The organism is Citrobacter sp. LJND-P06, assembly GCF_058188415.1.
Window position 1 is genome coordinate 1,256,927 of sequence record NZ_CP187317.1, and the last position, 23,211, is coordinate 1,280,137.

The 23,211-nt window shown below is 54.3% G+C and carries 19 protein-coding genes; 12 read left to right on the forward strand and 7 right to left on the reverse strand.

Going from position 1 to position 23,211, the window contains the following annotated elements:
• Positions 1-31: 31 nt before the first annotated feature.
• The 4 genes from purC to ypfH all read left to right on the forward strand — a co-directional run bounded on the left by purC (position 32) and on the right by ypfH (position 4,552).
• Positions 32-745, forward strand: a complete 714-nt coding sequence (purC, locus tag ACO7SM_RS06040) for a phosphoribosylaminoimidazolesuccinocarboxamide synthase (protein WP_203360456.1) — start codon at positions 32-34, stop codon at positions 743-745.
• Positions 746-883: 138 nt separating this feature from the next.
• Complete coding sequence (gene ypfJ / locus ACO7SM_RS06045) at positions 884-1,750, forward strand: KPN_02809 family neutral zinc metallopeptidase (protein ID WP_192613026.1); 867 nt, start codon at positions 884-886, stop codon at positions 1,748-1,750.
• A 15-nt stretch (positions 1,751-1,765) separates the two neighbouring features.
• The gene (locus ACO7SM_RS06050; RefSeq protein ID WP_490470094.1) at positions 1,766-3,781 is read left to right on the forward strand and encodes a tRNA(Met) cytidine acetyltransferase TmcA; all 2,016 of its coding nucleotides are present in this window, start codon (positions 1,766-1,768) and stop codon (positions 3,779-3,781) included.
• Between the two features lie 72 nt (positions 3,782-3,853).
• Positions 3,854-4,552: an esterase gene (gene ypfH, locus ACO7SM_RS06055; RefSeq protein WP_490470095.1), complete on the forward strand. Its 699-nt coding sequence runs from the start codon at positions 3,854-3,856 to the stop codon at positions 4,550-4,552.
• A 47-nt stretch (positions 4,553-4,599) separates the two neighbouring features.
• Here ypfH and ACO7SM_RS06060 read toward each other — a convergent pair whose 3' ends face one another.
• Genes ACO7SM_RS06060 through ACO7SM_RS06070 form a run of 3 tightly spaced genes read right to left on the reverse strand, consistent with a single transcriptional unit; the run spans position 4,600 to position 6,315 of the window.
• The gene (locus ACO7SM_RS06060; protein WP_203360460.1) at positions 4,600-4,800 is read right to left on the reverse strand and encodes a YpfN family protein; all 201 of its coding nucleotides are present in this window, start codon (positions 4,798-4,800) and stop codon (positions 4,600-4,602) included.
• A 27-nt stretch (positions 4,801-4,827) separates the two neighbouring features.
• Positions 4,828-5,955, reverse strand: coding sequence for a succinyl-diaminopimelate desuccinylase (gene dapE / locus ACO7SM_RS06065; protein WP_203360461.1), 1,128 nt, complete (start codon positions 5,953-5,955; stop codon positions 4,828-4,830).
• A gap of 3 nt (positions 5,956-5,958) precedes the next feature.
• Positions 5,959-6,315 carry an ArsC family reductase gene (locus ACO7SM_RS06070; RefSeq protein ID WP_490470096.1) on the reverse strand — a complete coding sequence of 119 codons (357 nt, stop codon included), beginning with the start codon at positions 6,313-6,315 and terminating at the stop codon, positions 5,959-5,961.
• Between the two features lie 415 nt (positions 6,316-6,730).
• Here ACO7SM_RS06070 and ypfM point away from each other — a divergent pair, with 415 nt between their 5' ends.
• Entirely contained in the window at positions 6,731-6,790 is a 60-nt protein-coding gene (gene ypfM, locus ACO7SM_RS06075) for a protein YpfM (protein ID WP_001386977.1), read from the forward strand.
• 94 nt (positions 6,791-6,884) lie between these two features.
• Here the strand turns inward: ypfM and acrD are convergent, their stop codons facing one another.
• Both acrD and narQ read right to left on the reverse strand, forming a co-directional pair.
• The gene (acrD, locus tag ACO7SM_RS06080) at positions 6,885-9,998 is read right to left on the reverse strand and encodes a multidrug efflux RND transporter permease AcrD (protein WP_490470097.1); all 3,114 of its coding nucleotides are present in this window, start codon (positions 9,996-9,998) and stop codon (positions 6,885-6,887) included.
• A gap of 184 nt (positions 9,999-10,182) precedes the next feature.
• The gene (gene narQ, locus ACO7SM_RS06085; RefSeq protein ID WP_490470098.1) at positions 10,183-11,883 is read right to left on the reverse strand and encodes a nitrate/nitrite two-component system sensor histidine kinase NarQ; all 1,701 of its coding nucleotides are present in this window, start codon (positions 11,881-11,883) and stop codon (positions 10,183-10,185) included.
• Positions 11,884-12,119: 236 nt separating this feature from the next.
• Between narQ and aegA the strand changes: the two genes are divergently transcribed.
• The 3 genes from aegA to ACO7SM_RS06100 all read left to right on the forward strand — a co-directional run bounded on the left by aegA (position 12,120) and on the right by ACO7SM_RS06100 (position 15,910).
• Positions 12,120-14,099, forward strand: coding sequence for a formate-dependent uric acid utilization protein AegA (gene aegA / locus ACO7SM_RS06090; protein WP_490470099.1), 1,980 nt, complete (start codon positions 12,120-12,122; stop codon positions 14,097-14,099).
• A 67-nt stretch (positions 14,100-14,166) separates the two neighbouring features.
• Positions 14,167-14,742: a GDP-mannose pyrophosphatase NudK gene (gene nudK / locus ACO7SM_RS06095; RefSeq protein WP_203360466.1), complete on the forward strand. Its 576-nt coding sequence runs from the start codon at positions 14,167-14,169 to the stop codon at positions 14,740-14,742.
• Positions 14,743-14,866: 124 nt separating this feature from the next.
• Positions 14,867-15,910 carry a DUF1176 domain-containing protein gene (locus ACO7SM_RS06100; protein WP_490470100.1) on the forward strand — a complete coding sequence of 348 codons (1,044 nt, stop codon included), beginning with the start codon at positions 14,867-14,869 and terminating at the stop codon, positions 15,908-15,910.
• A 96-nt stretch (positions 15,911-16,006) separates the two neighbouring features.
• Here ACO7SM_RS06100 and tkt read toward each other — a convergent pair whose 3' ends face one another.
• On the reverse strand, positions 16,007-18,001 hold the full coding sequence (tkt, locus tag ACO7SM_RS06105; RefSeq protein WP_490470101.1) for a transketolase: 1,995 nt from the start codon (positions 17,999-18,001) through the stop codon (positions 16,007-16,009).
• A 20-nt stretch (positions 18,002-18,021) separates the two neighbouring features.
• Positions 18,022-18,972: a transaldolase gene (tal, locus tag ACO7SM_RS06110; RefSeq protein WP_490470102.1), complete on the reverse strand. Its 951-nt coding sequence runs from the start codon at positions 18,970-18,972 to the stop codon at positions 18,022-18,024.
• A gap of 272 nt (positions 18,973-19,244) precedes the next feature.
• On the opposite strand from tal, the gene maeB reads away from it, so the two are divergent.
• The 4 genes from maeB (at position 19,245) to eutQ (ending at position 23,205) form a co-directional block, all read left to right on the forward strand.
• Positions 19,245-21,524, forward strand: coding sequence for an NADP-dependent oxaloacetate-decarboxylating malate dehydrogenase (maeB, locus tag ACO7SM_RS06115; protein ID WP_490470103.1), 2,280 nt, complete (start codon positions 19,245-19,247; stop codon positions 21,522-21,524).
• A 159-nt stretch (positions 21,525-21,683) separates the two neighbouring features.
• A complete protein-coding gene (eutS, locus tag ACO7SM_RS06120) occupies positions 21,684-22,019 on the forward strand; it encodes an ethanolamine utilization microcompartment protein EutS (RefSeq protein WP_192613012.1) in 336 nt (111 codons plus the stop codon).
• Positions 22,020-22,031: 12 nt separating this feature from the next.
• Positions 22,032-22,511: an ethanolamine utilization acetate kinase EutP gene (gene eutP / locus ACO7SM_RS06125; protein WP_271445132.1), complete on the forward strand. Its 480-nt coding sequence runs from the start codon at positions 22,032-22,034 to the stop codon at positions 22,509-22,511.
• Complete coding sequence (gene eutQ, locus ACO7SM_RS06130; protein WP_490470104.1) at positions 22,489-23,205, forward strand: ethanolamine utilization acetate kinase EutQ; 717 nt, start codon at positions 22,489-22,491, stop codon at positions 23,203-23,205. The genes eutP and eutQ overlap by 23 nt, the downstream gene beginning before the upstream one ends.
• Positions 23,206-23,211 lie beyond the last annotated feature (6 nt).

The following is a 23,211-nucleotide window of genomic DNA, read 5'->3' on the forward strand; positions in this document are numbered from 1 at the left end:
TATCGTTAATTCACACCCAGGAGTGTTAAAGATGCAAAAGCAAGCTGAGTTGTATCGTGGTAAAGCGAAAACCGTATACAGCACGGAAAACCCGGACCTGTTGGTGCTCGAATTCCGCAATGATACGTCAGCAGGGGATGGCGCGCGCATTGAACAATTTGATCGCAAAGGAATGGTGAACAACAAATTCAACCATTTCATTATGACCAAACTGGCAGAAGCGGGTATCCCGACCCAGATGGAGCGACTGCTTTCCGACACCGAATGTCTGGTGAAAAAGCTGGATATGGTGCCGGTCGAGTGCGTGGTACGTAACCGCGCGGCAGGCTCTCTGGTGAAACGCTTAGGCGTAGAGGAAGGCATTGAACTGAACCCGCCGTTGTTCGATCTGTTCCTGAAAAACGACGCTATGCATGACCCGATGGTCAACGATTCCTACTGCGAAACCTTTGGTTGGGTGAGCAAAGAGAATCTGGCACGGATGAAAGAGTTAACCTACAAAGCCAACGATGTGCTGAAAAAGCTGTTTGATGATGCTGGCCTGATTCTGGTCGACTTCAAACTGGAATTCGGTCTGTATAAAGGTGAAGTGGTACTGGGTGATGAGTTCTCTCCGGACGGCAGCCGTCTGTGGGATAAAGAGACGCTGGATAAAATGGACAAAGACCGTTTCCGTCAGAGTCTTGGCGGCCTGATCGAAGCCTATGAAGCCGTCGCACACCGCCTGGGTGTAAAGTTAGACTAACATCTTCTCGTAAACCGGAGGGTTAAAAACTCTCCGGTTCATCCCGAACAGCCGATTCTGGTAGCTGTTTCCTATGGTAATCCTCTCCCTGAGCGCCTACGATCATCACTATAACGAATATATTGATGAGGTATGACTATGCGCTGGCAAGGGCGTCGTGAAAGTGACAATGTGGAAGACAGGCGTAATAGCACCGGTGGTGGCCCCTCCATGGGTGGGCCTGGCTTTCGTTTGCCGAGTGGCAAGGGCGGTATCGTTCTGCTGATTGTGGTGCTGGTCGCGGGTTATTACGGCGTGGACTTAACCGGGCTAATGACCGGAGAGCCGGTCTCGCAACAACAATCGACACGTTCCATCAGCCCGAATGATGATGAAGCGGCAAAATTTACCTCGGTGATCCTGGCAACAACAGAAGACACCTGGGGACAACAGTTTGAAAAGATGGGGCGTACCTACCAGCAACCGAAGCTGGTGATGTACCGTGGCACGACGCGTACCGGGTGCGGCGCGGGCCAGTCGGTGATGGGGCCGTTTTACTGCCCGGCGGACGGTACCGTCTACATCGATCTCTCGTTCTATGATGACATGAAGAACAAACTGGGCGCCGATGGCGATTTTGCTCAGGGCTATGTGATTGCCCACGAAGTGGGGCACCACGTGCAAAAACTGCTGGGCATTGAGCCAAAAGTGCGTCAGTTGCAGCAGAACGCAACGCAGACAGAAGCCAATCAGCTTTCCGTACGTATGGAATTACAGGCGGATTGTTTTGCCGGCGTCTGGGGCAACAGCATGAAACATCAGGGCGTGCTGGAATCGGGTGATCTGGAAGAAGCGTTGAATGCCGCTCAGGCGATTGGCGACGATCGTCTGCAACAGCAGGGGCAGGGGCGTATTGTCCCGGACAGCTTTACGCACGGAACTTCTGAGCAACGTTATACCTGGTTTAAACGCGGATTTGATAGCGGCGATCCGGCACAATGTAATACCTTTGGCAAAGGCTTTTAAACGACCGGGGCAGGGATGTTGGAAAACAATGTGCTGAGTACCTTAACTGCGCAAATGACGCAGCAGGGGATACGCCGTCTGCTGGTGCTCAGTGGCGATGAACGTTGGTGCGCTGAACAGGCGCTCATGCTGCGCGACGCGTTAGCGGGCGACTGGCTGTGGGTGGCGTCTGAAGCGCCCGTAGAGCCGCACTGTCGGCCGCAGGCGCTGCAAACATTACTGGGGCGAGAATTTCGTCATGCGGTATTTGATGCGCGCCAGGGGTTTGACGCCGCCGCGTTTGCCGCGTTGAGTGGTACGCTTCAGGCGGGAAGCTGGCTGGTATTACTGACGCCTGCCTATGCGACCTGGGAAAATCACCCTGACGATGATTCGCTACGCTGGAGCGACTGCGCACAACCGATTCCCACCCCCCACTTTGTGCAACATTTTCTGCGATGCATCACCCGCGATGAGCAGGTGTTGCACTGGCGACAACATCAACCTTTCTCGTGGCCGCACTTTCCAGCCCGTGATGACTGGCAGCCCGCATCGGGTGAGCCGCAGCCTGAACAAGCCGAAATTTTGCAGCAGTTGTTGCAAATGCCTTCCGGCGTGGCCACCGTCACCGCCGCGCGTGGTCGGGGAAAATCGGCGTTGGCAGGGCAGTTGATCAGACGCATCGGCGGCACGGCAATTGTGACGGCCCCGGCGAAAGCGGCAACGGACGTGCTGGCGCAGTTCGCGGGTGACAAATTTCGTTTTATTGCGCCGGACGCGTTGCTGGCGGGTGCTGAGTCCGCTGACTGGCTGATTGTTGATGAAGCTGCGGCACTTCCCGCTCCGCTACTTCATCGTCTGGTGACGCGGTTTCCGCGCACGCTGTTGACCACCACCGTTCAGGGTTACGAAGGCACTGGTCGCGGCTTTTTACTGAAGTTTTGCGCTTACTTTGCCCATCTTCGGCGTTTTGAACTGCGCCAGCCAATTCGCTGGGCGCAAGGATGCCCGCTGGAAAAAATCGTCAGCGACGTCCTGGTGTTTGATGATGAGACGTTCGCGCTGACCCCGCAGGGCGATATTCGCATCTCGGCGTTTGCACAGGATGCCTGGCGCACAAACCCGGAACTGCCGCTGGCGGTATATCGACTGCTCTCCGGGGCGCACTATCGCACATCGCCGCTGGATTTACGCCGCATGATGGATGCTCCCGGTCAGCATTTTCTTCAGGCCTCGGGGAGTGACCGTGTGGCTGGGGCCGTCTGGCTGGTTGATGAAGGCGGATTGTCCGCCCCTCTGAGTCAGGCGGTCTGGGCGGGCTACCGCCGACCCCGAGGTAATCTGGTGGCTCAATCGCTGGCGGCGCACGGAGGCTCTCCGCTGGCGGCAACGTTGACCGGGCGACGCGTGAGCCGCATTGCCGTACATCCCACACGGCAACGTGAAGGCCTGGGTCAACAGTTGATCGCCCAGGCTTGTGCCGACGCGTCTCAACGGGATTATCTCTCCGTCAGCTTTGGCTTCACCGCAACATTGTGGCGCTTCTGGCAACGCTGTGGATTCATCCTGGTCCGGATGGGGAACCATCGGGAAGCGAGTAGCGGGTGTTTTACGGCAATGGCCATTTTGCCAATCAGCGAGGCGGGGAAACAACTGGCAGAGCGTGAACATTACCGGCTGCGCCGGGATGCGGCTGCACTGTCTCACTGGAACGGTGAAGCGGTTCCGGTTATCCCGCTGAAAGAGGCTACGCTTAATGATGATGACTGGCTGGCGCTGGCAGGTTTTGCTTTTGCCCATCGTCCGCTGCTGACGTCGTTAGGCAGCCTTAGTCGTCTGCTGGAGACCTGCGCTCTCCCGCTTCCTGCGTTACGCGGACATCTGCAGGACAAAGAGAGTGAAGGGCAATTGTGTGCGAGACTGGCGCTGTCAGGGCGTAAGGCGCTGCTGGTCATGCAGAGAACGGAAGTGGCGCAGGCGCTGGCAACGCTGGATGCCGGACGCGCGCAGCGGTTACATGATCGTATTTTGCAATGGCAATTTTTTCACTAACTCCTTCAATTTCCTGGCATGGTCATTGTGATTAAGCGGCGTAGAATCGACTCATCAGTTAAGGAGATTGCCATGAAACATGACCATTTTGTTGTTCAAAGTCCTGCCCAACCCGCGCAACAGTTGTTGCTGCTGTTTCATGGCGTGGGTGACAACCCGGTTGCGATGGGAGAACTGGGGCGCTGGTTTATTCCTCTGTTCCCGGACGCGCTGATCGTCAGCATTGGGGGCGCAGAACCCTGTGGCCCGGCACCGGGACGCCAGTGGTTTTCCGTGCAGGGCGTGACGGAAGAAAATCGTCAGGCGCGGGTAGACGCGATCATGCCGGTTTTCGTTGAAACTATCCGCTACTGGCAACAGCAAAGCGGGGTGGGCGCGAAAGCCACAGCGCTGATTGGCTTTTCACAAGGCGCGATTATGTCGCTGGAAAGCGTGAAAGCGCATTCGGGACTGGCCTCCAGAGTGATTGCGTTTAATGGTCGCTACGCCAGCCTGCCACAAACCGCGACAACCGCGACCACCGTGCATCTGATTCACGGCGGTGAAGATCGGGTGATTGAGTTATCGCATGCGGTGGCGGCCCAGGAAGCCTTATTACGGGCGGGTGGCGATGTCACACTGGATATCGTGGAAGGTTTAGGTCACGCCATTGATGACCGCAGTATGCAGTTTGCGCGCGATCATTTGCGCTTTACCGTGCCGAAGCATTACTTCGATGAAGCGCTGAGTGGCGGTACGCCGCATGATGATGACGTCATTGAGATGATCTGACAGGTAAGGCCGGATGGCAACGCTACGCGTGCTATCCGGCCTACGGGTTACTTCTTCGGTTGATCTTTCTTCGGCCAATCGTCGTCATCGTCCCACTTGTCGTTAAAGTCACGATGTGGGGGAAGATCCGGCTTATTGGCGAGGAATTTTTTATGGTCGACGCGCTTGAGATCTTTGATCACGTTCAGCAGTACGCCTACCAGAAAAACCAGTATCAGAACCCACCAATATTGTGCCAGCCAGTCCATGCTTATTTCCTCTTTCGGGAACACTCATCAGGCGACGAGTTGCTCCATGATACGTTGATACATACGGGCAAGCAGTTGCAGATCGGCCGCATTCACACATTCATTAATTTTATGAATGGTGGCGTTGACCGGCCCAAGTTCCACCACTTGTGCTCCCATACGTGCAATAAACCGCCCATCGGATGTTCCACCCGTCGTGAGCAGTTGGGGTTTGATCTCATTATAGTGCTCAATGGCATTCACCACCGCATCCACCAGTTTGCCGCGTGCCGTCAGGAAAGGCTGGCCGGAAAGCCACCAGTCGACGGTGTAGCGTAACTGATGTTTGTCGAGCAGCGCCTGCACGCGGGACTTGATCATCTCGTCGTTCAGTTCCGTGCTAAAACGGAAATTGAACTGGACAAACAATTCACCCGGGATCACGTTATTACTGCCGGTGCCCGCCTGGATGTTGGCAATCTGCATGCTGGTGGCAGGGAAAAATTCATTGCCCTGATCCCACTCAATCCCCACCAGTTCGTTCAGCATGGGCGCTGCGCGGTGAACGGGGTTATCGGCCAGATGCGGGTAAGCCACGTGGCCCTGGACGCCGTGAATCGTCAGATTACAGGTCAGTGAACCACGACGACCATTCTTCACCACGTCGCCGACGATTTCAGTGCTGGACGGTTCGCCCACCAGACAATAATCGAGCCTTTCACGGCGCGCCATCAGCGCTTCAACCACTTTAACGGTGCCATTTTGCGCGCTGGCTTCTTCATCTGAGGTGATCAGAAATGCCAGACGTCCGCGATGATTAGGATGCTGAGCCACGAAGCGCTCTGCCGCCACCACCATCGCCGCCAGTGAACCTTTCATGTCTGCCGCGCCGCGCCCGAACAGCATACCGTCACGGATCGTTGGCTCGAAAGGCGGGTTAATCCACCGATCGACATCTCCGACGGGCACCACGTCGGTGTGGCCGGCAAAGGCCAGGGTTTCACCTTGTCCGCGCCATGCCCAGAAATTCTGTGTGTCACCAAAATCCATACGCTCGACGGTAAAACCGATAGCGCGCAGGCGTTCAATCATTAACGCCTGACATCCCGCATCATCCGGGCTCAGGGAAGGGCGGCGAATAAGCTGCTGTGTCAGCTCAATAACCGGGCACGACATAGACTACACCTCATTAAAAAACTGCTGATAACTGGATTCGCTAAAGCCAAGCAGCATAGGCTTACCGGGCGTCCAGAGCAATGGTCGTTTTATTATTGCTGGCGTTTCTGTCATCAATGCGGCAGCGGCATTCGCATCGGTAATGCTGTTACGCGTTGCTTCATCAAGTTTACGCCAGGTGGTGCCGCGCGTATTCAGTAACGCTTCCCAACCTAACTCAGCAATAAAGGTATTCAATAATTCACTCTCTAATCCGTCCGCACGGTAATCGTGGAAACGGTAGTCAATGCCGTTCGCCTCCAGCCAGCGCCGCGCTTTCTTGATGGTGTCACAGTTTTTGATGCCGAAGACGGTAACCATTTTTGAATCCTTTTACGCGAATTTCGAATAGTTAAGCAATATTAACGCAGTGCATGACCACGCGGAATAGTCATCATCGCTGTTATTTCTCAGGTAATGATGACCGTAAAATATAACATTGTTGAATGTGTTGTGAATAATAATACATGAATGTTCTTGAATATTCCGTAGAGGTGATAATTCAGATTATCACCTGTTGCAATTGCCTGTTTTTACATCAAAATTGAAAAAGTCGTAGATGATGTATGATTGTTGCGAAATATTGCAGTTGGTCACATAAAGTTTATGGGTATAGAACCATAGTGATGATGTCACTTTGTTTTCAGGATAATATTATTCCCAACCAAACGGCTGAATGGTCTTCTCCTGAAGATAATGTTTTTGTAGAATACCCATAATAATAAGAGAGGTTGTTATGATTGAACGTGAACTGGGGAACTGGAAAGACTTTATCGAAGTGATGCTTCGTAAATAGTTTTCAGGACGAAATAAGCAGTGAAATAATCATAGTGTGAAGGTTTCACACAGAAAAGGCGACCCGTTGGCAGGTCGCCTTTTTTATGGCGCGATTATTCTGGTCGCGGTTTCAGCGGAAAACGTCGACGCACCAGCACGAAGAACAACGGTACGAAGTAGATCGCCAGAATCGTTGCGGAGATCATTCCGCCCATCACGCCGGTTCCCACGGCGTGCTGACCACCGGAACCTGCACCATTACTGATCGCCATCGGCAATACCCCGAAGATAAACGCCAGCGAGGTCATCAGAATCGGTCGCAAGCGCTGACGACAGGCGTGCAAAGTGGCTTCCAGCAGATCGTGCCCTTTCTCATTCATCTCGTTGGCAAATTCGACAATCAGAATGGCGTTTTTCGCCGAAAGACCAATGACCGTGAGTAACCCGACCTGGAAATAGACGTCGTTTTCCAGACCGCGCATCCACGTGGCGAGCAGGGCGCCGATAACGCCCAGCGGCACCACCAGCATCACCGAGAACGGCACTGACCAGCTTTCATACAACGCCGCCAGACACAGGAATACCACCAGTAGCGAGATGGCGTACAGCGCTGGCGCTTGTGCGCCAGAGAGGCGTTCCTGATATGACATCGCGGTCCACTCCAGACCAAAACCTGTCGGCAATTGGCGTACCAGCGACTCCATAATATCCATCGCGGTGCCGGTGCTGACGCCGGGGGCGGCTTCCCCCACAATTTCTACCGCAGAGTAGCCGTTGTATCGCTCCAGACGCGGTGAACCCGTTTCCCAGTATGAGGTTGCAAAAGCGGAGAATGGCACCATCCCGCCCTCTTTATTGCGCACGTACCAGAGATTGATATCGCCTGGCAGCATGCGGTATTTTGCCGCCGCCTGTACGTACACTTTCTTCACACGACCTCTGTCCATAAAGTCGTTGACGTAGCTCGACCCCCAGGCGGTTTGCAACGTGTCGTTGATATCGTCGATAGCAACGCCAAGCGCCTGCGCTTTACGTTGGTCAATTTCAATTTGCAACTGTGGGCTGTCGTCCAGGCCATTGTGACGGACACGGGTCAACAGGCTGTCTTTCCCGGCGAGCTCAATCAGTTGGTCGCGGGCAGCCATTAATGCGTCATGCCCGGCACCGGCGTGATCCTGAAGCTCCATATCAAAACCGGCGGAACTGCCAAGGCCGCTGATCGCGGGAGGACTGCTGGCGAACACCCTGGCTTCTTTAATCTTGCTAAAGGCTTTCGTTGAACGCTCAATAATGGCAAACGACGTTCCGGTTGTGGTGTCTCGCTCGTCCCAGTCTTTTAAACGGACAAACATTCGCGCCACGTTCTGCCCGTTTCCGCCCGGCCCTGAGCCGACCGTTGAGAAGACGGACATGATGTTGTCTTTCTCATGGGTAAAGAAATATTTCTCAACTTCCTCCACCACTTTCAGTGTCTGTTGCTGCGTTGAACCGCTGGGTAACTGGACGGAGGTGGTGAACATGCCGCGATCTTCCAGCGGTAAAAAGGAAGTTGGCAGGCGCAAAAACAGGAACACCATACCGCCAAGCAGCAGCACGTAGATCAGTATCCAGCGCAGGCTGCGATGCAGAATTCTCGCGACCCCTTTTTCGTAACGTTCAGCACTGCGGTTAAAGTTGCGGTTAAACCAGCCGAAGAAGCCTTTTTGCCCGTGCTGTTCGCCTTTATGCAACGGCTTCAGTAACGTGGCGCACAGGGCAGGGGTCAGGATCATTGCCACCAGTACGGAGAGCACCATCGCGGCCACAATGGTGATAGAGAACTGTCGATAAATCGCCCCGGTTGTCCCGCCGAAGAAGGCCATCGGCACAAATACCGCAGAAAGCACCATCGCGATACCGACCAGTGCCCCCTGAATTTGCCCCATTGATTTGCGTGTTGCTTCACGCGGAGAGAGCCCTTCCTCGCTCATTATTCGCTCGACGTTCTCCACGACCACGATGGCGTCATCGACCAACAGGCCAATTGCCAGCACCATCGCGAACATTGTTAACGTATTGATGCTGTAACCAAACGCGTAGAGCACGGAGAAGGTACCCATCAATACCACGGGCACCGCAATGGTCGGGATAAGCGTCGCACGGAAGTTTTGCAGGAACAGGTACATGACGAGGAACACCAGCAGGATGGCTTCCAGCAGCGTTTTTACCACATCTTCAATAGAGGCTTTTACAAAGGAGGTGGTTTCATAGGCAACCTTGTATTCCAGCCCATGCGGGAAGTACTGCGCCAGCTCATCCAGACGGTGAAGAACCTGACTGGCAGTGGCCATTTCATTGGCGCCAGAGGCCAGTTTCACCCCGAGACCCGAAGCAGGATTGCCGTTAAAGCGGCTAATGTAATCGTACTTTTCTGCCCCCATTTCAACGGTGGCGACATCCGCCAGCTTAACCTCGGAACCGTCCTGATTGACGCGCAGCGTAATGGCGCGGAATTGATCGGGCGTTTGCAGCAGCGATTGCGCATTAATGGTGGCGTTCAGCGCCTGTTTGTCCACCGAGGGCGTACCGCCTAGTTGCCCGACGGCGATCTGCGCATTCTGCGACTCAATGGCGTCGGTCACGTCTTTGGCGGTCATCTGCACGCTGTTCAGTTTGGCGGGATCCAGCCAGATTCGCATTGAATACTGTGAACCGTAGGCATCAATGTCCCCCACGCCATTCACGCGGCTCAGCGGATCCTGAATATTACTGGCGACATAGTCGGCGATATCCTGCTTATCCATCGAGCCATCAGTAGACACAAATGCGATAGTCAGGATATTGGTATCCCCGGTTTTTCGCACGGTAACGCCTTGATCCTGTACCGCCTGCGGCAACTTGCGCATTGCGGATTGCAACTGGTTTTGTACCTGCTGAACAGCTTCATCCGGGTCGGTTCCGGCAATAAAACTGAGCGTGATCGACGCTTGCCCTGTTCCGCTACTTTGCGATGACATGTACATCAGATTATCGAGGCCGGTCATATTTTGTTCGATAACCTGAGTGACGGTATTTTCCAGCGTTTGTGCAGAAGCGCCCGGATAGTTTGCGTTGATTCGCACGTTCGGCGGCGCCAAATCGGGGTATTGTTCAACGGGTAAAGAAAAAATGGCCAGGGTTCCTGTCAGGCACAACAGTATTGCCAGCACCCAGGCAAAAATGGGGCGATCGATGAAAAAATTCGCCATTAAAAGAGGACCTCGTGTTTCTACGTATCGTTATGGGTATGACTTGCATCACTGTAGCGGCAAGGCGTCGGGCAAACGTGGAGAAAAAAAGGAGATAATGTAAATTATCATACCCATTTACAGTGTACGTTTTGTGCCTGTCGCGTCTGGCCTGTATTCAGGTTTTCTGACGCTTTGCCATTCTTTACGTCAGTTGACTCTCTTGTGTTTCTGAGGATCGGAAACTGATGCTCACCAGCGTACCTCCCCCGGAAGGTTGTGAAAAAAGTAAGGTACCGCTGAGTCTTTCAGCACGCTCACGCATAATGTTCAGGCCATAGTGCCCCGGGGGTTCGTTGGGTTCGCCGATCCCCACGCCATTATCCCGAATGTAAACGGTATGATTTCCGTCCGGCGCCGTGACGCAACTGACGGCAATTTCGGTGGCGTCGGCATGTTTAATGGCATTCAGCACTGCCTCCCGGATTATCTGCAACAAATGCACCTGCATTTGCGCATCCAGCGCCAGCGTGGGCAAGCGACAGTCCAGAGACAGTTTAGCGGAGGTTTGATTTTGCAGGGTATCGAGCATTTCGTGCAATGCCGAGGGCAAATCGGCCTGCTGCAACGTCAGACGGAAGGTGGTGAGCAGCTCACGCAATTGGCTCCAGGCATCGTTCAACGCCACGGAAAAATCGGTGAGGATCGATTGTGCGACTTCGTTCTCTTGCGCCACGGAGCGTTTTAACAAGGTAAGCTGAATGCGCAAATAGGAAAGCATCTGCGCCAGCGAGTCGTGCAGTTCGCGGGCGATGGTCGCGCGTTCTTCCATCAACAGCAACTGCTGGAAGTGTTTCTGTGCCTGGTTAAAGTACAACCCGCGCCCCAGCATACTTGAAACGCTGTTCAGCAGTGGCGCGGAGGCATTGATGTTAGGGCTTTGCCAGTGTAATTCGCCATAGACCGTCTCCTGCATGGTGACAGGCAGGATTTGCAGCGGGAGAGAGGCGCTTCGCATCCCTTCGCTGATGCGCCAGTTGTCGCCGACGGTCAACTCCAGATAATACGCGGCGTCATTTTCCCGCACGATCTTCAGAATATGGCGGAAACAGTGCACATCGATCTGACTGGTATTCAGCGCCTGAGAGCACTGATAGAGCACCTCAAGCTGGCGGTTCGCTTCATGCAGATCGTGGGTTTTCTCTTCGACAGAGGCCTCGAGCGAACGATAAAGTTTATACAGTTCGCTCGACATCTGATTAAAGGTTTTTGCGAGCAATCCCAGTTCGTTGGGTAAATCCGTGTCCAGCGGCGGGGTATCAAACTGTCCGTGCTCAATACGCTGGCTCGCCATCACCAGTTGATTGAGCGGTCGCACGACCTGTTGGCGAATCCGTCGCAGCGTAAAGAAGACCAGCGTAAAAATCCCAATCCCGCCTGCCAGCGAAATGCCGACGACCAGCATCATTTTCCGCTCGGCGTAGCGCTGGAGCGCCAGCACATACAAATCTATCTGATCGACATACGCGTTGATGTTTTTTTGATACCAGGGCAAGTCGCCGTCAACCAGCCGCGCGTCCATTTCCAGCCAGTTCGCATGTAGCCGCGCATAGCCGCTCTTTACCGCATCCGGAACGTACCAGGTATTCAGGTTTTGCAACACCGGCGAGTTCAGGGTCTGCTGGAACAACTGGCGGTGCGCATTCAACTGGGGGCTGTGGCTTTGCAGGTCGTAGCCCAGCCGATAGCTTTGCATACGCAGTGAGCCAGAAATATTGATGGCTTCGGCATCCTGCAAACTGCTGGCAAGCGTCAGCAACGCGACACCGGTAGAAAGTATCGACAGCAAAACAATGTAAAAAAATGCCCGGGCCAGGCTGGCCGAGACAGGGCGTTTGACCGTCACACGCGTAATCCTCTGTACAAAGGCAATGGGTAAAGCGCAGGTGGCGAAATGATAGAGAAAGTTCGGAATTAACTAAAACGCAATTTCACCTGCCATGAAATAAATTGATCTGCCACAGGTTCTGGATAAATAGTTGTGCATCCTGGGCAAATGGACATTGCCGACCTTTGCTGGGTCGGTTAATAACATTGTTCCTATAAAGAATAAGGTTTTTACAACCAAAACAGAAGGTCGCCATGAATCGTTTTATTATGGCTAATAGCCAGCAGTGCCTGGGTTGCCATGCCTGTGAGGTCGCCTGCGTGATGGCGCACAATGCAGAGCAACATGTACTGAACCAACAACACTACAAACCCAGGATTACAGTTATCAAACATCAGCATCAGCGCAGCGCGGTGACCTGCCACCACTGTGAAGATGCACCCTGCGCCCGAAGCTGTCCAAACGGCGCGATAAGCCACGTCAACAGCAGCGTGCAGGTGAATCAGCAGAAATGCATCGGCTGCAAATCCTGCGTGGTCGCCTGTCCGTTTGGCACCATGCAAATTGTGCTGACGCCGGTCGCCCGCGATCAGGTCAAAGCCACCGCGCACAAATGCGATTTGTGTCAGGATCGTGAAGGCGGCCCGGCCTGCGTAGAAAACTGCCCGGCCGACGCGTTGCAACTGGTGACGGAGTCGTCGCTTGCCAGCTTGTCAAAAGCGCGCCGTTTGCGTACGGCACGTCAGGAAAGCCAACCCTGGCATACTGAGGCCACCGGGATGACGCCTTACGTCATCAGTAAAGTTGAGCAGATGCAGGCGACACCGCCACGCGGTGAGCCGGACAAGCTGGCGATTGAGGCGCGAAAAACCACCTTTGAAGAAATTTATCTGCCATTTCGCACGACTCAGGCCCAGCGTGAGGCGTCGCGCTGCCTGAAGTGCGGCGAACACAGTATCTGCGAATGGACTTGCCCATTGCACAATCATATTCCGCAGTGGATTGAGCTCGTCAAAGCCGGAAACATCGACGCGGCGGTGGAACTCTCCCACCAGACGAACTGCCTGCCGGAAATTACCGGGCGCGTTTGCCCTCAGGACAGATTGTGTGAAGGCGCATGTACCGTTCGTGACGAGCACGGCGCAATCACTATCGGCAACATTGAGCGTTACATTTCCGACCGGGCGTTGAGCAAAGGTTGGCGGCCCGACCTGAGCGATGTTCAGAAGGTCGACAAACGTGTCGCCATCATCGGCGCGGGGCCAGCAGGTTTAGCCTGTGCAGATGTACTGGCGCGTCATGGTGTGAGTGCGACGGTGTTCGATAGGCATCCGGAAATCGGCGGTTTGCTGACATTTGGCATCCCGGCGTTCAAGCTGGATAAATCGCTGCTGGCGCGCCGTCGGGAAATCTTCAGCGCAATGGGGATCCATTTTGAGCTGAATTGTGAAGTGGGCAAAGAGGTCACGCTTCAAGCGCTGCTGGACGATTTCGATGCCGTCTTCGTGGGCGTGGGAACCTACCGCTCCATGAAAGCCGATCTGCCGAACGAAGATGCGCCGGGGGTTTACGACGCGCTGCCGTTCCTGATAGCTAACACGAAAAACGTGATGGGTATTGATGAATTTCCGGATGAACCCTTTATTGATACCGCTGGGCTCAATGTCGTGGTATTGGGCGGCGGCGACACGGCAATGGATTGTGTGCGTACGGCGCTGCGCCACGGAGCAAGTCAGGTCACCTGTGCTTACCGCCGTGATGAAGTCAACATGCCGGGGTCGAAGAAAGAGGTGAAAAACGCCAGGGAAGAAGGGGCAAACTTCGAATTCAACGTCCAGCCGGTCGATCTGGTGCTCAACGATGAAGGACGCGTGAGCGGAGTACGGTTCCTGCGTACCCAATTGGGCGAACCTGATGCGCAAGGACGACGCCGTCCGGTGCCTGTCGCAGGCAGCGAATTTGTCATGCCAGCGGACGCGGTCATTATGGCGTTTGGTTTTCATCCTCACGGTATGCCGTGGCTGGAAGCGCACGGGGTGAAGGTCGATGACTGGGGTCGTATCGCGGCAAACGTCGAAAGCACTTTTCGTTATCAGACCACCAATCCGAAAATCTTCGCCGGAGGCGATGCGGTACGCGGCGCCGATCTGGTGGTCACGGCAATGGCGGAAGGGCGACATGCCGCGCAGGGGATGATTGACTGGTTAGGCATAAAATCAGTCAAATCTCACTAGGTCGGGCTGACGACAAATCCGGTTTCACGGCGTAGTATGGTGATTCACTTCTCGCTGTGGAGCCGGTATGTCGCAAAAAATTACCCTCATCAAAGATAAAGTCCTCTCTGACAACTACTTCATCCTGCGCAATATCACCTACGATCTGACCCGCCAAAATGGTGACGTTATTCGTCACAAACGTGAGGTGTACGATCGCGGAAACGGCGCGACAATTCTGCTGTACAACGCGGAGAAAAAAACGGTCGTTCTTATCCGCCAGTTTCGTGTTGCCACCTGGGTTAATGGCAATGAAACGGGTCAATTGATTGAAACCTGTGCCGGTTTGCTGGATAACGACGAGCCGGAAACCTGTATTCGTAAAGAGGCAATCGAAGAAACCGGCTATGAAGTGGGGGAAGTGAGGAAACTGTTTGAGCTGTATATGTCGCCGGGCGGGGTGACGGAGCTTATTCACTTCTTTATTGCTGAATACAGCGATAGCCAGCGCGCGAATGCCGGTGGGGGCGTAGAAGATGAAGATATCGACGTACTGGAGTTACCTTTTACCCAGGCGCTGGAGATGATCAAATCTGGCGAAATACGGGACGGTAAGACGGTGTTATTACTCAATTATCTACAGTCATCGCATCTAATGGACTGATTAACAAATGTTATAATTATTTACATTTATTAACGTAATCCGATAAATCTGATTGAGCCGGATGGGAACCCCAACGAAGATACTCACTGTGTAGGTTGTTTGACTTCTGGGGTTCGTACCGTCCATGCGCTATCGCGTTATTTTCATTTTCCTGCTCAGCGTTTTCGCGGCCCGGCTTACGTGGGCGGCGCCAGCACAACAGTCGTTTTCCGACTGGCAGGTGACCTGTAATAATCAAAATTTCTGCGTGGCGCGAAACAGCGGTGAGCATCATGGCCTGGTCATGACCCTGAGTCGTAGCGCTGGCGCGCGTACGGATGCTGTTTTACGTATCGATCTGGGGGGATTGACGCCCCCCGACGCGAACGAAGCGGATATTGCGCCGCGTTTACTGCTGGAAGGAAAGCCGCTGACGCTGGACGCTCAGCACTGGCAGATCTCACCGTGGCATCTGATGACGGGTGATGCGGCAACTATCACATCATTTTTGCAGACCATTCAGGAATCCCGGGCGATTACCCTGAGCGGAGGGCCGCAGATCCTTTCGCTGGAGGGATTAAAGGCCGCCTTACTGTTTATCGATTCTCAACAAAAACGGGTGGGCAGTGAAACGGCATGGATTGAAAAAGGCGACGATCCGCCGCTCAGCGTGCCGCCTGCGCCTGCGCTAAAAGGGGTGGCAGTGATTAACCCGACGCCGACCCCCCTGTCTGATGAAGAACGTAACGATCTGCTGGAGTACGCTAACTGGCGTATGAACGGTTTTCGCTGTTCGCTGGACCCGATGCGTCGCGAGGTTCGGGTCACCGCGCTGACGGATGATAAAACGCTGATGATGATAGGCTGTGAGGCCGGCGCTTATAACACCATTGATCTGGCGTGGATTGTTTCGCGCAAAAAACCGCTGACCTCCCGATCGCTGCGTCTACGCCTGCCGTTTAATTCCGGTGCGGAAAGTAATGACATGGAACTGATGAACGCCACGTTTGATGAAAAATCGCGTGAGCTGGTGACGCTGGCAAAAGGGCGGGGATTAACCGACTGCGGCATTCAGACCCGCTGGCGTTTTGACGGCCAGCGTTTTCGTCTGGTGCGCTATGCCCAGGAGCCAAGCTGCGACAACTGGCATGGGCCAGACGCGTGGCCCACACTGTGGATCACGCGTTAATTTTCTGTCGGATGGCGACTGCGTCTTATCCGACCTACGAAAAGCTATCTGTAGGCCGGATAAGACGCGTTAGCGCGTCATCCGGCGTTGCATGCATCAGGCGTTCAAAACCTTGTGTGCTTTCTCCACAATGTTCTCAACCGTAAAGCCGAAATAAGGGAACAGCTTCTCTGCTGGAGCCGATTCCCCGTAACCGGTCATCCCGACGATAGCCCCTTTCAGCCCGACATATTTGTACCAGTAGTCGGCAATTCCCGCCTCGATAGCCACGCGTGCGTTGACGTTCGAGGGTAAAACCGATTCCCGGTACGCCTCATCCTGCGCGTCGAAAATATCCGTCGAAGGGAGGGAAACAACGCGCACATTGCGGCCTTCTCCGGTCAGTTTTTCTGCGGCCTGTAGCGTTATCTCCATTTCGGAGCCGGTCGCTATCAGGATAACATCCGGTTTTCCTCCGCTGTCTTTCAACACATACCCGCCGCGGGCAATGTCTTTGACCTGCTCGGGTGTGCGCTCAATCTGAGCCAGGTTCTGGCGGGAGAGGATCAGCGCCGTCGGGCCGGTACGACGCTCAACCGCCAGTTTCCAGCCGACTGCCGCTTCGACCTGATCGCACGGTCGCCAGGTGCTGAAGTTTGGCGTCAGTCGCAGGCTCGCTAACTGCTCCACCGCCTGGTGCGTCGGGCCGTCTTCGCCCAGGCCGATAGAGTCATGGGTATAGACCATGATTTGCCGGGCTTTCATTAGCGCCGCCATTCGGGCTGCGTTGCGGGCATATTCAACAAACATCAGGAAGGTGGCGGTATAAGGTAAGAATCCGCCGTGATGGGCAATGCCGTTGGCAATGGCGGTCATGCCGAATTCGCGTACGCCGTAGTGGATATAGTTTCCGGCCAGATCCTCAGTCAATGAAGTGGAACCTTTCCAGATGGTCAGGTTGCTGGGGGCGAGATCGGCAGACCCACCGAGCAGCTCCGGCAGCAGTGGGCCGTAGACATTCAGGGTGTTCTGCGAGGCCTTACGGGTAGCGATTTTAGCCGGATTCGACTGGAGTTCGGCGATATATTTCTGGGTGGTCTTTTCCCAGGATTTGGGCAAGTCGCCATTCATTCGACGAGTAAACTCTGCCGCCAAATCGGGATGGGCTTTGGCATAGGCGGCGAACTTCTCTTGCCACGCCTGCTGCGTTTTCCCGCCTTTTTCATGGGCATCCCAGGCCTGATAAATCTCTTTAGGGATCTCAAAGGCTGGATGATGCCAGCCCAGTTTCTGGCGAGACAATGCCACTTCTTCCTGACCAAGCGGCGCGCCGTGCGCCTCTTCCTTGCCAGCCTTGTTCGGCGAGCCAAAGCCAATCACCGTCCGGCAAAGAATCAGCGACGGTTTATCTTTTACGCTCTGCGCTTGCAAAATCGCTTTTTTCACCGCATCAGGATCATGGCCGTCTATCTCCTCCACCACATGCCAGTGGTACGCTTCGAAGCGTTTTGCCGTGTCATCGGTAAACCAGCCTTTGGTTTCGCCATCAATGGAAATGCCGTTGTGATCGTAAAAACCGATCAGTTTGCCCAGCCCCAACGTGCCCGCCAGCGAACATGCCTCGTGGGAGATCCCTTCCATCAGGCAACCGTCGCCCATAAACACATAGGTGAAGTGATCGACAATCTCATGACCGGGCTGATTAAACTGCGCCGCCAGCGTACGCTCGGCGACAGCCATCCCGACGGCATTGGCTAAGCCCTGGCCCAGCGGCCCTGTGGTGGTTTCTACCCCCGGCGTATAGCCAATCTCCGGGTGTCCCGGCGTTTTTGAGTGTAACTGGCGGAAATTTTTTAACTCTTCTAACGGCAGGTCGTACCCGGAAAGATGCAGAAGGCTGTACAGCAGCATGGACGCGTGACCGTTGGACAAAATAAAGCGGTCACGATCGTGCCAGCCGGGGTCGGCCGGATTGTGGCGGAGAAAATCATTCCACAGCACTTCGGCAATATCGGCCATCCCCATTGGCGCACCGGGATGCCCGGAATTGGCTTTTTGCACGGCATCCATACTCAGCGCACGAACAGCATTGGCAAGATCTTTACGGGTCATAACTCACTCCGTGGCAAGGTTTACAGTTTGGCAGCAAGCAGGTCTTCCAGTTTGCGTTGGTCAACGGCGAACAGACGAATGCCGTCCGATAATTTTTCGACTGCCATCGCGTCCTGATTGTGTTCCCAGCGGAATTCCGCTTCCGTCATTGGCGCTGGGTGGGGGAGCGCCTGGGAAGATGGCACCAGTTTGCGGACAACCGGCTCCTCGTTATCCTGTAGCGCTTTTAGCAGGTTAGGGGCGATAGTCAGGCGGTCACAGCCGGTCAGCGCCAGAATTTGTTCGGTGCGACGGAAGCTGGCGCCCATGACGATGGTGTCATAGCGATGCTGCTTGAAGTAGTCGTAGATGTTACGTACTGATTTCACGCCCGGATCTTCATCGACCAGGTACGGATCCATCGGACTGCGCGCCTGATACCAGTCGTAAATACGACCGACAAAGGGCGAGATCAGAAACACGCCCGCTTCGGCGCAGGCGCGTGCCTGAGCAAATGAAAACAGCAGCGTCAGGTTGCAGTTGATCCCCTCTTTTTCAAGCCGTTCTGCGGCACGAATGCCTTCCCAGGTTGAAGCCAGCTTGATAAGGATCCGCGACTTTTCAACACCTTGTTGTTGATAAAGATCGACCAGATGGCGCGCTTTCTGGATGCTCCTCTCTTTATCGAAAGAGAGACGCGCATCCACTTCGGTCGACACGCGACCGGGAATGCTGTTCAGAATTTCCGTACCGAAATTGACCGCCAGTTTGTCGCAGGCTTCTGACACCTGCTCACGCTGGGTTTTCCCGTGATGTTTGCCCCAGACAACCGCGTCGTCAACCAGATGACCGTACTGTGCAAGCCCGGCGGCCTTTAGCAGCAGCGAGGGGTTGGTGGTGGCATCCTGGGGGTGGTAATGACGAATAGACTCAATATCACCACTGTCGGCCACGACAGTCGTGAATTGTTTGATGCCGTCTAACTGGTTCATAAGAAATACTCCTTGAAAAGTAAAGTGTTAGCTGAGTGCTGTGATTCACACTTCTGAGAAATTCATGGGGTATATCACAAAAAAGCATAGCAGACGGGCATGGTATTGCTGGTTTAAGCAGGTAACATGACAGTTATAAATTGATAACAAATTCTTTCTTTGAGTAGTGAGAGTTTGGGGACGTTCAAAGTTTGTGCCGCCCAGTAAGGCGATAATGTGCGGCTCAGTTGAACCGCACCACTTTTTTGATCGATACGTGAAAGGAACAACAAATGGATGACCAGTTAAAACAAAGCGCTCTTGATTTCCACGAATTCCCTGTGCCGGGTAAAATCCAGGTGTCCCCGACCAAACCCCTGGCCACCCAGCGCGATCTCGCTCTGGCCTACTCGCCAGGCGTGGCGGCTCCCTGTCTTGAAATTGCAAAGGATCCGCTGGCCGCCTACAAATACACCGCGCGCGGCAACCTGGTCGCGGTGATCTCCAACGGTACGGCGGTACTTGGCCTCGGCAACATCGGCGCCCTGGCAGGTAAACCGGTCATGGAAGGCAAAGGCGTTCTGTTTAAAAAGTTTGCCGGTATTGATGTCTTCGACATTGAAGTGGATGAACTCGACCCGGATAAATTTATCAATGTCGTCGCCGCGCTTGAACCGACGTTTGGCGGCATTAACCTGGAAGACATCAAAGCGCCCGAATGTTTCTATATTGAGCAAAAACTGCGCGAGCGCATGAATATTCCGGTATTCCACGACGATCAACACGGTACTGCGATCATCAGTACCGCCGCCATTCTGAATGGCCTGCGCGTGGTAGAGAAAAACATCTCTGACGTGCGCATGGTGGTCTCCGGTGCAGGCGCGGCGGCGATCGCCTGTATGAATCTGCTGGTGGCGCTCGGGATGCAGAAGCACAACATTGTCGTCTGCGACTCGAAAGGCGTTATCTACAAAGACCGCGAACCGAACATGGCAGAAACCAAAGCGGCTTACGCGGTGGAAGATGACGGCAAACGTACGCTGGATGATGTGATTGACGGGGCAGACATTTTCCTCGGCTGCTCAGGGCCAAAAGTTCTCACCCCTGAGATGGTGAAGAAAATGGCGCGCGCGCCGATGATTCTGGCGCTGGCTAACCCGGAACCTGAAATCCTGCCGCCGCTGGCGAAAGAGGTTCGTTCGGACGCCATTATCTGTACCGGTCGTTCTGACTATCCAAACCAGGTGAACAACGTTCTGTGCTTCCCGTTCATCTTCCGTGGCGCGCTGGATGTGGGCGCTACGGCGATCAACGAAGAGATGAAACTGGCAGCGGTGCATGCCATTGCTGAACTGGCGCATGCAGAGCAAAGCGAAGTGGTGGCTTCCGCCTATGGCGATCAGGATCTGAGTTTCGGCCCGGACTACATTATTCCGAAACCGTTCGATCCGCGTCTGATCGTTAAGATCGCCCCTGCGGTGGCGAAAGCGGCGATGGATTCCGGCGTGGCGACGCGTCCGATTGCTGATTTTGATGCCTACATCGATAAACTGACCGAGTTTGTTTATAAAACCAACCTGTTCATGAAACCTATCTTCTCTCTGGCCCGCAAAGCGCCAAAACGCGTGGTGCTGACGGAAGGGGAAGAGGCGCGAGTCCTGCATGCCACGCAGGAGTTGATCACCCTGGGGCTGGCGAAACCGATCCTGGTTGGCCGCCCAAGCGTTATCGAAATGCGCATTCAAAAACTGGGTTTGCAGATCAAAGCGGGCGTCGACTTTGAGATCGTCAACAATGAATCCGATCCGCGCTTTAAAGAGTACTGGAGCGAGTACTACCAGTTAATGAAGCGTCGGGGGATCACCCAGGAGCAGGCGCAGCGTGCGGTGATCAGTAACACGACAGTGATTGGCGCCATCATGGTACAGCGTGGCGAAGCGGATGCGATGATCTGCGGGACTATCGGTGACTATCACGAACACTTCAGCGTGGTGAAGGATATCTTCGGTTATCGCGAAGGCGTACATACGGCAGGCGCGATGAACGCCTTGCTGCTGCCAAGCGGTAACACCTTTATTGCGGACACGTATGTCAACGATGATCCAGGCCCGGAAGAGTTGGCTGAAATTGCGTTGATGGCGGCAGAAACCGTGCGTCGTTTTGGCATCGAACCGAAAGTGGCGCTGCTGTCGCATTCCAACTTTGGTTCCTCTAACTGTCCATCCGCGGGCAAAATGCGCACCACGCTGGAACTTATCAAAGCGCGCGCGCCTGATCTGATGATCGACGGCGAAATGCACGGGGATGCCGCGTTGGTGGAGAGTATCCGTAATGAGCGGATGCCGGACAGTCCGTTGAAAGGCTCGGCCAATATTCTGGTGATGCCGAACATGGAAGCTGCCCGCATTAGTTACAACTTACTACGCGTCTCCAGCTCTGAAGGCGTCACGGTGGGGCCTGTGTTGATGGGGGTCTCTAAACCGGTTCACGTATTAACGCCGATCGCCTCTGTTCGCCGTATTGTGAATATGGTGGCGCTGGCCGTGGTGGAAGCGCAAACACAACCGCTGTAATTTCGCTTTAATTAATTCAGGCGCGGGTTTCTCCCGCGCTTTTTTATTTCCCCATTCTTAGTGATCCATCTCACCTTTTAAACCACCTTGCCGAATTTTGTTATTTACTCTGACGAAAAATTGCCACGATGAGGAAAGTTTCAGCACAGGCGACGAGTCATGGATAAAGAACGCATCATTCAGGAATTTGTGCCGGGAAAACAGGTCACGCTGGCGCATCTCATTGCGCACCCCGGTGACGAACTGGCGAAAAAAATCGGCGTTCCCGAAGCCGGAGCCATCGGCATTATGACGCTGACACCAGGTGAAACCGCGATGATTGCGGGTGATTTAGCCATGAAAGCGGCTGATGTCCATATCGGTTTTCTCGACAGATTCAGCGGCGCGCTGGTGATTTATGGGTCTGTCGGCGCGGTCGAAGAGGCGTTATTACAGACGGTCAGCGGCCTGGGACGCCTATTAAATTTCACGTTGTGCGATCTGACAAAAAGCTAATGAGAGGCGGCCATGAAACGAATTGCGTTTGTCGGCACCGTCGGCGCGGGGAAAACAACGCTTTTTAACGCATTACAGGGAAATTATTCCCTCGCCAGAAAAACGCAGGCCGTGGAATTTAATGAAAACGGCGATATCGACACCCCTGGGGAATATTTTAGCCATCCTCGCTGGTATCACGCCTTAATTACCACGCTGCAGGATGTCGATACGCTGATTTATGTTCATGCAGCAAATGACAAAGAAAGTCGCTTACCTGCCGGGCTGTTGGATATCGGTGCCAGTAAACGACACATCGCCGTGATCAGCAAAACAGACGTACCGGATGCTGACGTCGCCGCAACGCGACAATTACTGCGCGGATTGGGATTTCAGGAACCCGTTTTCGAACTCAATACGCATGATCCGAACAGCGTGCAGCATCTGGTGGATTATCTGGCAGCACTTACCGAACAGGAGGAAGGGGCAGGTGAAAAAACTTATCACAGCTAATGACATTCGTGCGGCTCACGCACGTGGCGAACAGGCGTTATCGGTTGTTCTGCGCGCCAGCATCATCACCCCGGAGGCCCGCGAAGTTGCGGATCTACTGGGCGTCACAATCACCGAATGTGACGAATCTACTCCGGTCGCCGCTGCGGCATCCACTCCCGCGACATCAACTCCGGCGGATGACGGCAAAACGGACAGCCAGCGTATTCGTGAAACCATCATTGCCCAGTTGCCGGAAGGGCAGTTCACCGAAAGCCTTGTCGCGCAGTTGATGGACAAAGTGATGAAGGAAAAACAGTCGCTGGAACAAGGCGGTATGCAGCCGAGTTTCACTTCTGTCACCGGCAAAGGCGGTGTGAAGGTGATTGACGGCAGCAGCGTGAAGTTTGGCCGTTTTGACGGCGCTGAACCTCACTGCGTCGGCTTAACGGATTTAGTGACGGACAAAGACGGTAGCAGCATGGCTGCGGGCTTTATGCAGTGGGAAAACGCCTTCTTCCCGTGGACGCTGAATTACGACGAAATCGACATGATTCTGGAAGGGGAACTCCACGTTCGTCACCAGGGCGAAACCATGATTGCCAAAGCCGGGGATGTGATGTTCATCCCGAAAGGCTCCAGCATTGAATTTGGTACGCCATCGACCGTGAAATTTCTGTATGTGGCCTGGCCTGCGAATTGGCAGTCCTGCTAAGGCGGA

Bases quoted from the DNA above. Each gene is read 5' to 3' on its own strand.
- purC (WP_203360456.1), top strand. From the start codon at position 32: ATGCAAAAGCAAGCTGAGTTGTATCGTGGTAAAGCGAAAACCGTATAC.
- ypfJ (WP_192613026.1), top strand. From the start codon at position 884: ATGCGCTGGCAAGGGCGTCGTGAAAGTGACAATGTGGAAGACAGGCGT.
- ACO7SM_RS06050 (WP_490470094.1), top strand. From the start codon at position 1,766: ATGTTGGAAAACAATGTGCTGAGTACCTTAACTGCGCAAATGACGCAG.
- ypfH (WP_490470095.1), top strand. From the start codon at position 3,854: ATGAAACATGACCATTTTGTTGTTCAAAGTCCTGCCCAACCCGCGCAA.
- ACO7SM_RS06060 (WP_203360460.1), bottom strand. From the start codon at position 4,800: ATGGACTGGCTGGCACAATATTGGTGGGTTCTGATACTGGTTTTTCTG.
- dapE (WP_203360461.1), bottom strand. From the start codon at position 5,955: ATGTCGTGCCCGGTTATTGAGCTGACACAGCAGCTTATTCGCCGCCCT.
- ACO7SM_RS06070 (WP_490470096.1), bottom strand. From the start codon at position 6,315: ATGGTTACCGTCTTCGGCATCAAAAACTGTGACACCATCAAGAAAGCG.
- acrD (WP_490470097.1), bottom strand. From the start codon at position 9,998: ATGGCGAATTTTTTCATCGATCGCCCCATTTTTGCCTGGGTGCTGGCA.
- aegA (WP_490470099.1), top strand. From the start codon at position 12,120: ATGAATCGTTTTATTATGGCTAATAGCCAGCAGTGCCTGGGTTGCCAT.
- nudK (WP_203360466.1), top strand. From the start codon at position 14,167: ATGTCGCAAAAAATTACCCTCATCAAAGATAAAGTCCTCTCTGACAAC.
- ACO7SM_RS06100 (WP_490470100.1), top strand. From the start codon at position 14,867: ATGCGCTATCGCGTTATTTTCATTTTCCTGCTCAGCGTTTTCGCGGCC.
- tkt (WP_490470101.1), bottom strand. From the start codon at position 18,001: ATGACCCGTAAAGATCTTGCCAATGCTGTTCGTGCGCTGAGTATGGAT.
- tal (WP_490470102.1), bottom strand. From the start codon at position 18,972: ATGAACCAGTTAGACGGCATCAAACAATTCACGACTGTCGTGGCCGAC.
- maeB (WP_490470103.1), top strand. From the start codon at position 19,245: ATGGATGACCAGTTAAAACAAAGCGCTCTTGATTTCCACGAATTCCCT.
- eutS (WP_192613012.1), top strand. From the start codon at position 21,684: ATGGATAAAGAACGCATCATTCAGGAATTTGTGCCGGGAAAACAGGTC.
- eutP (WP_271445132.1), top strand. From the start codon at position 22,032: ATGAAACGAATTGCGTTTGTCGGCACCGTCGGCGCGGGGAAAACAACG.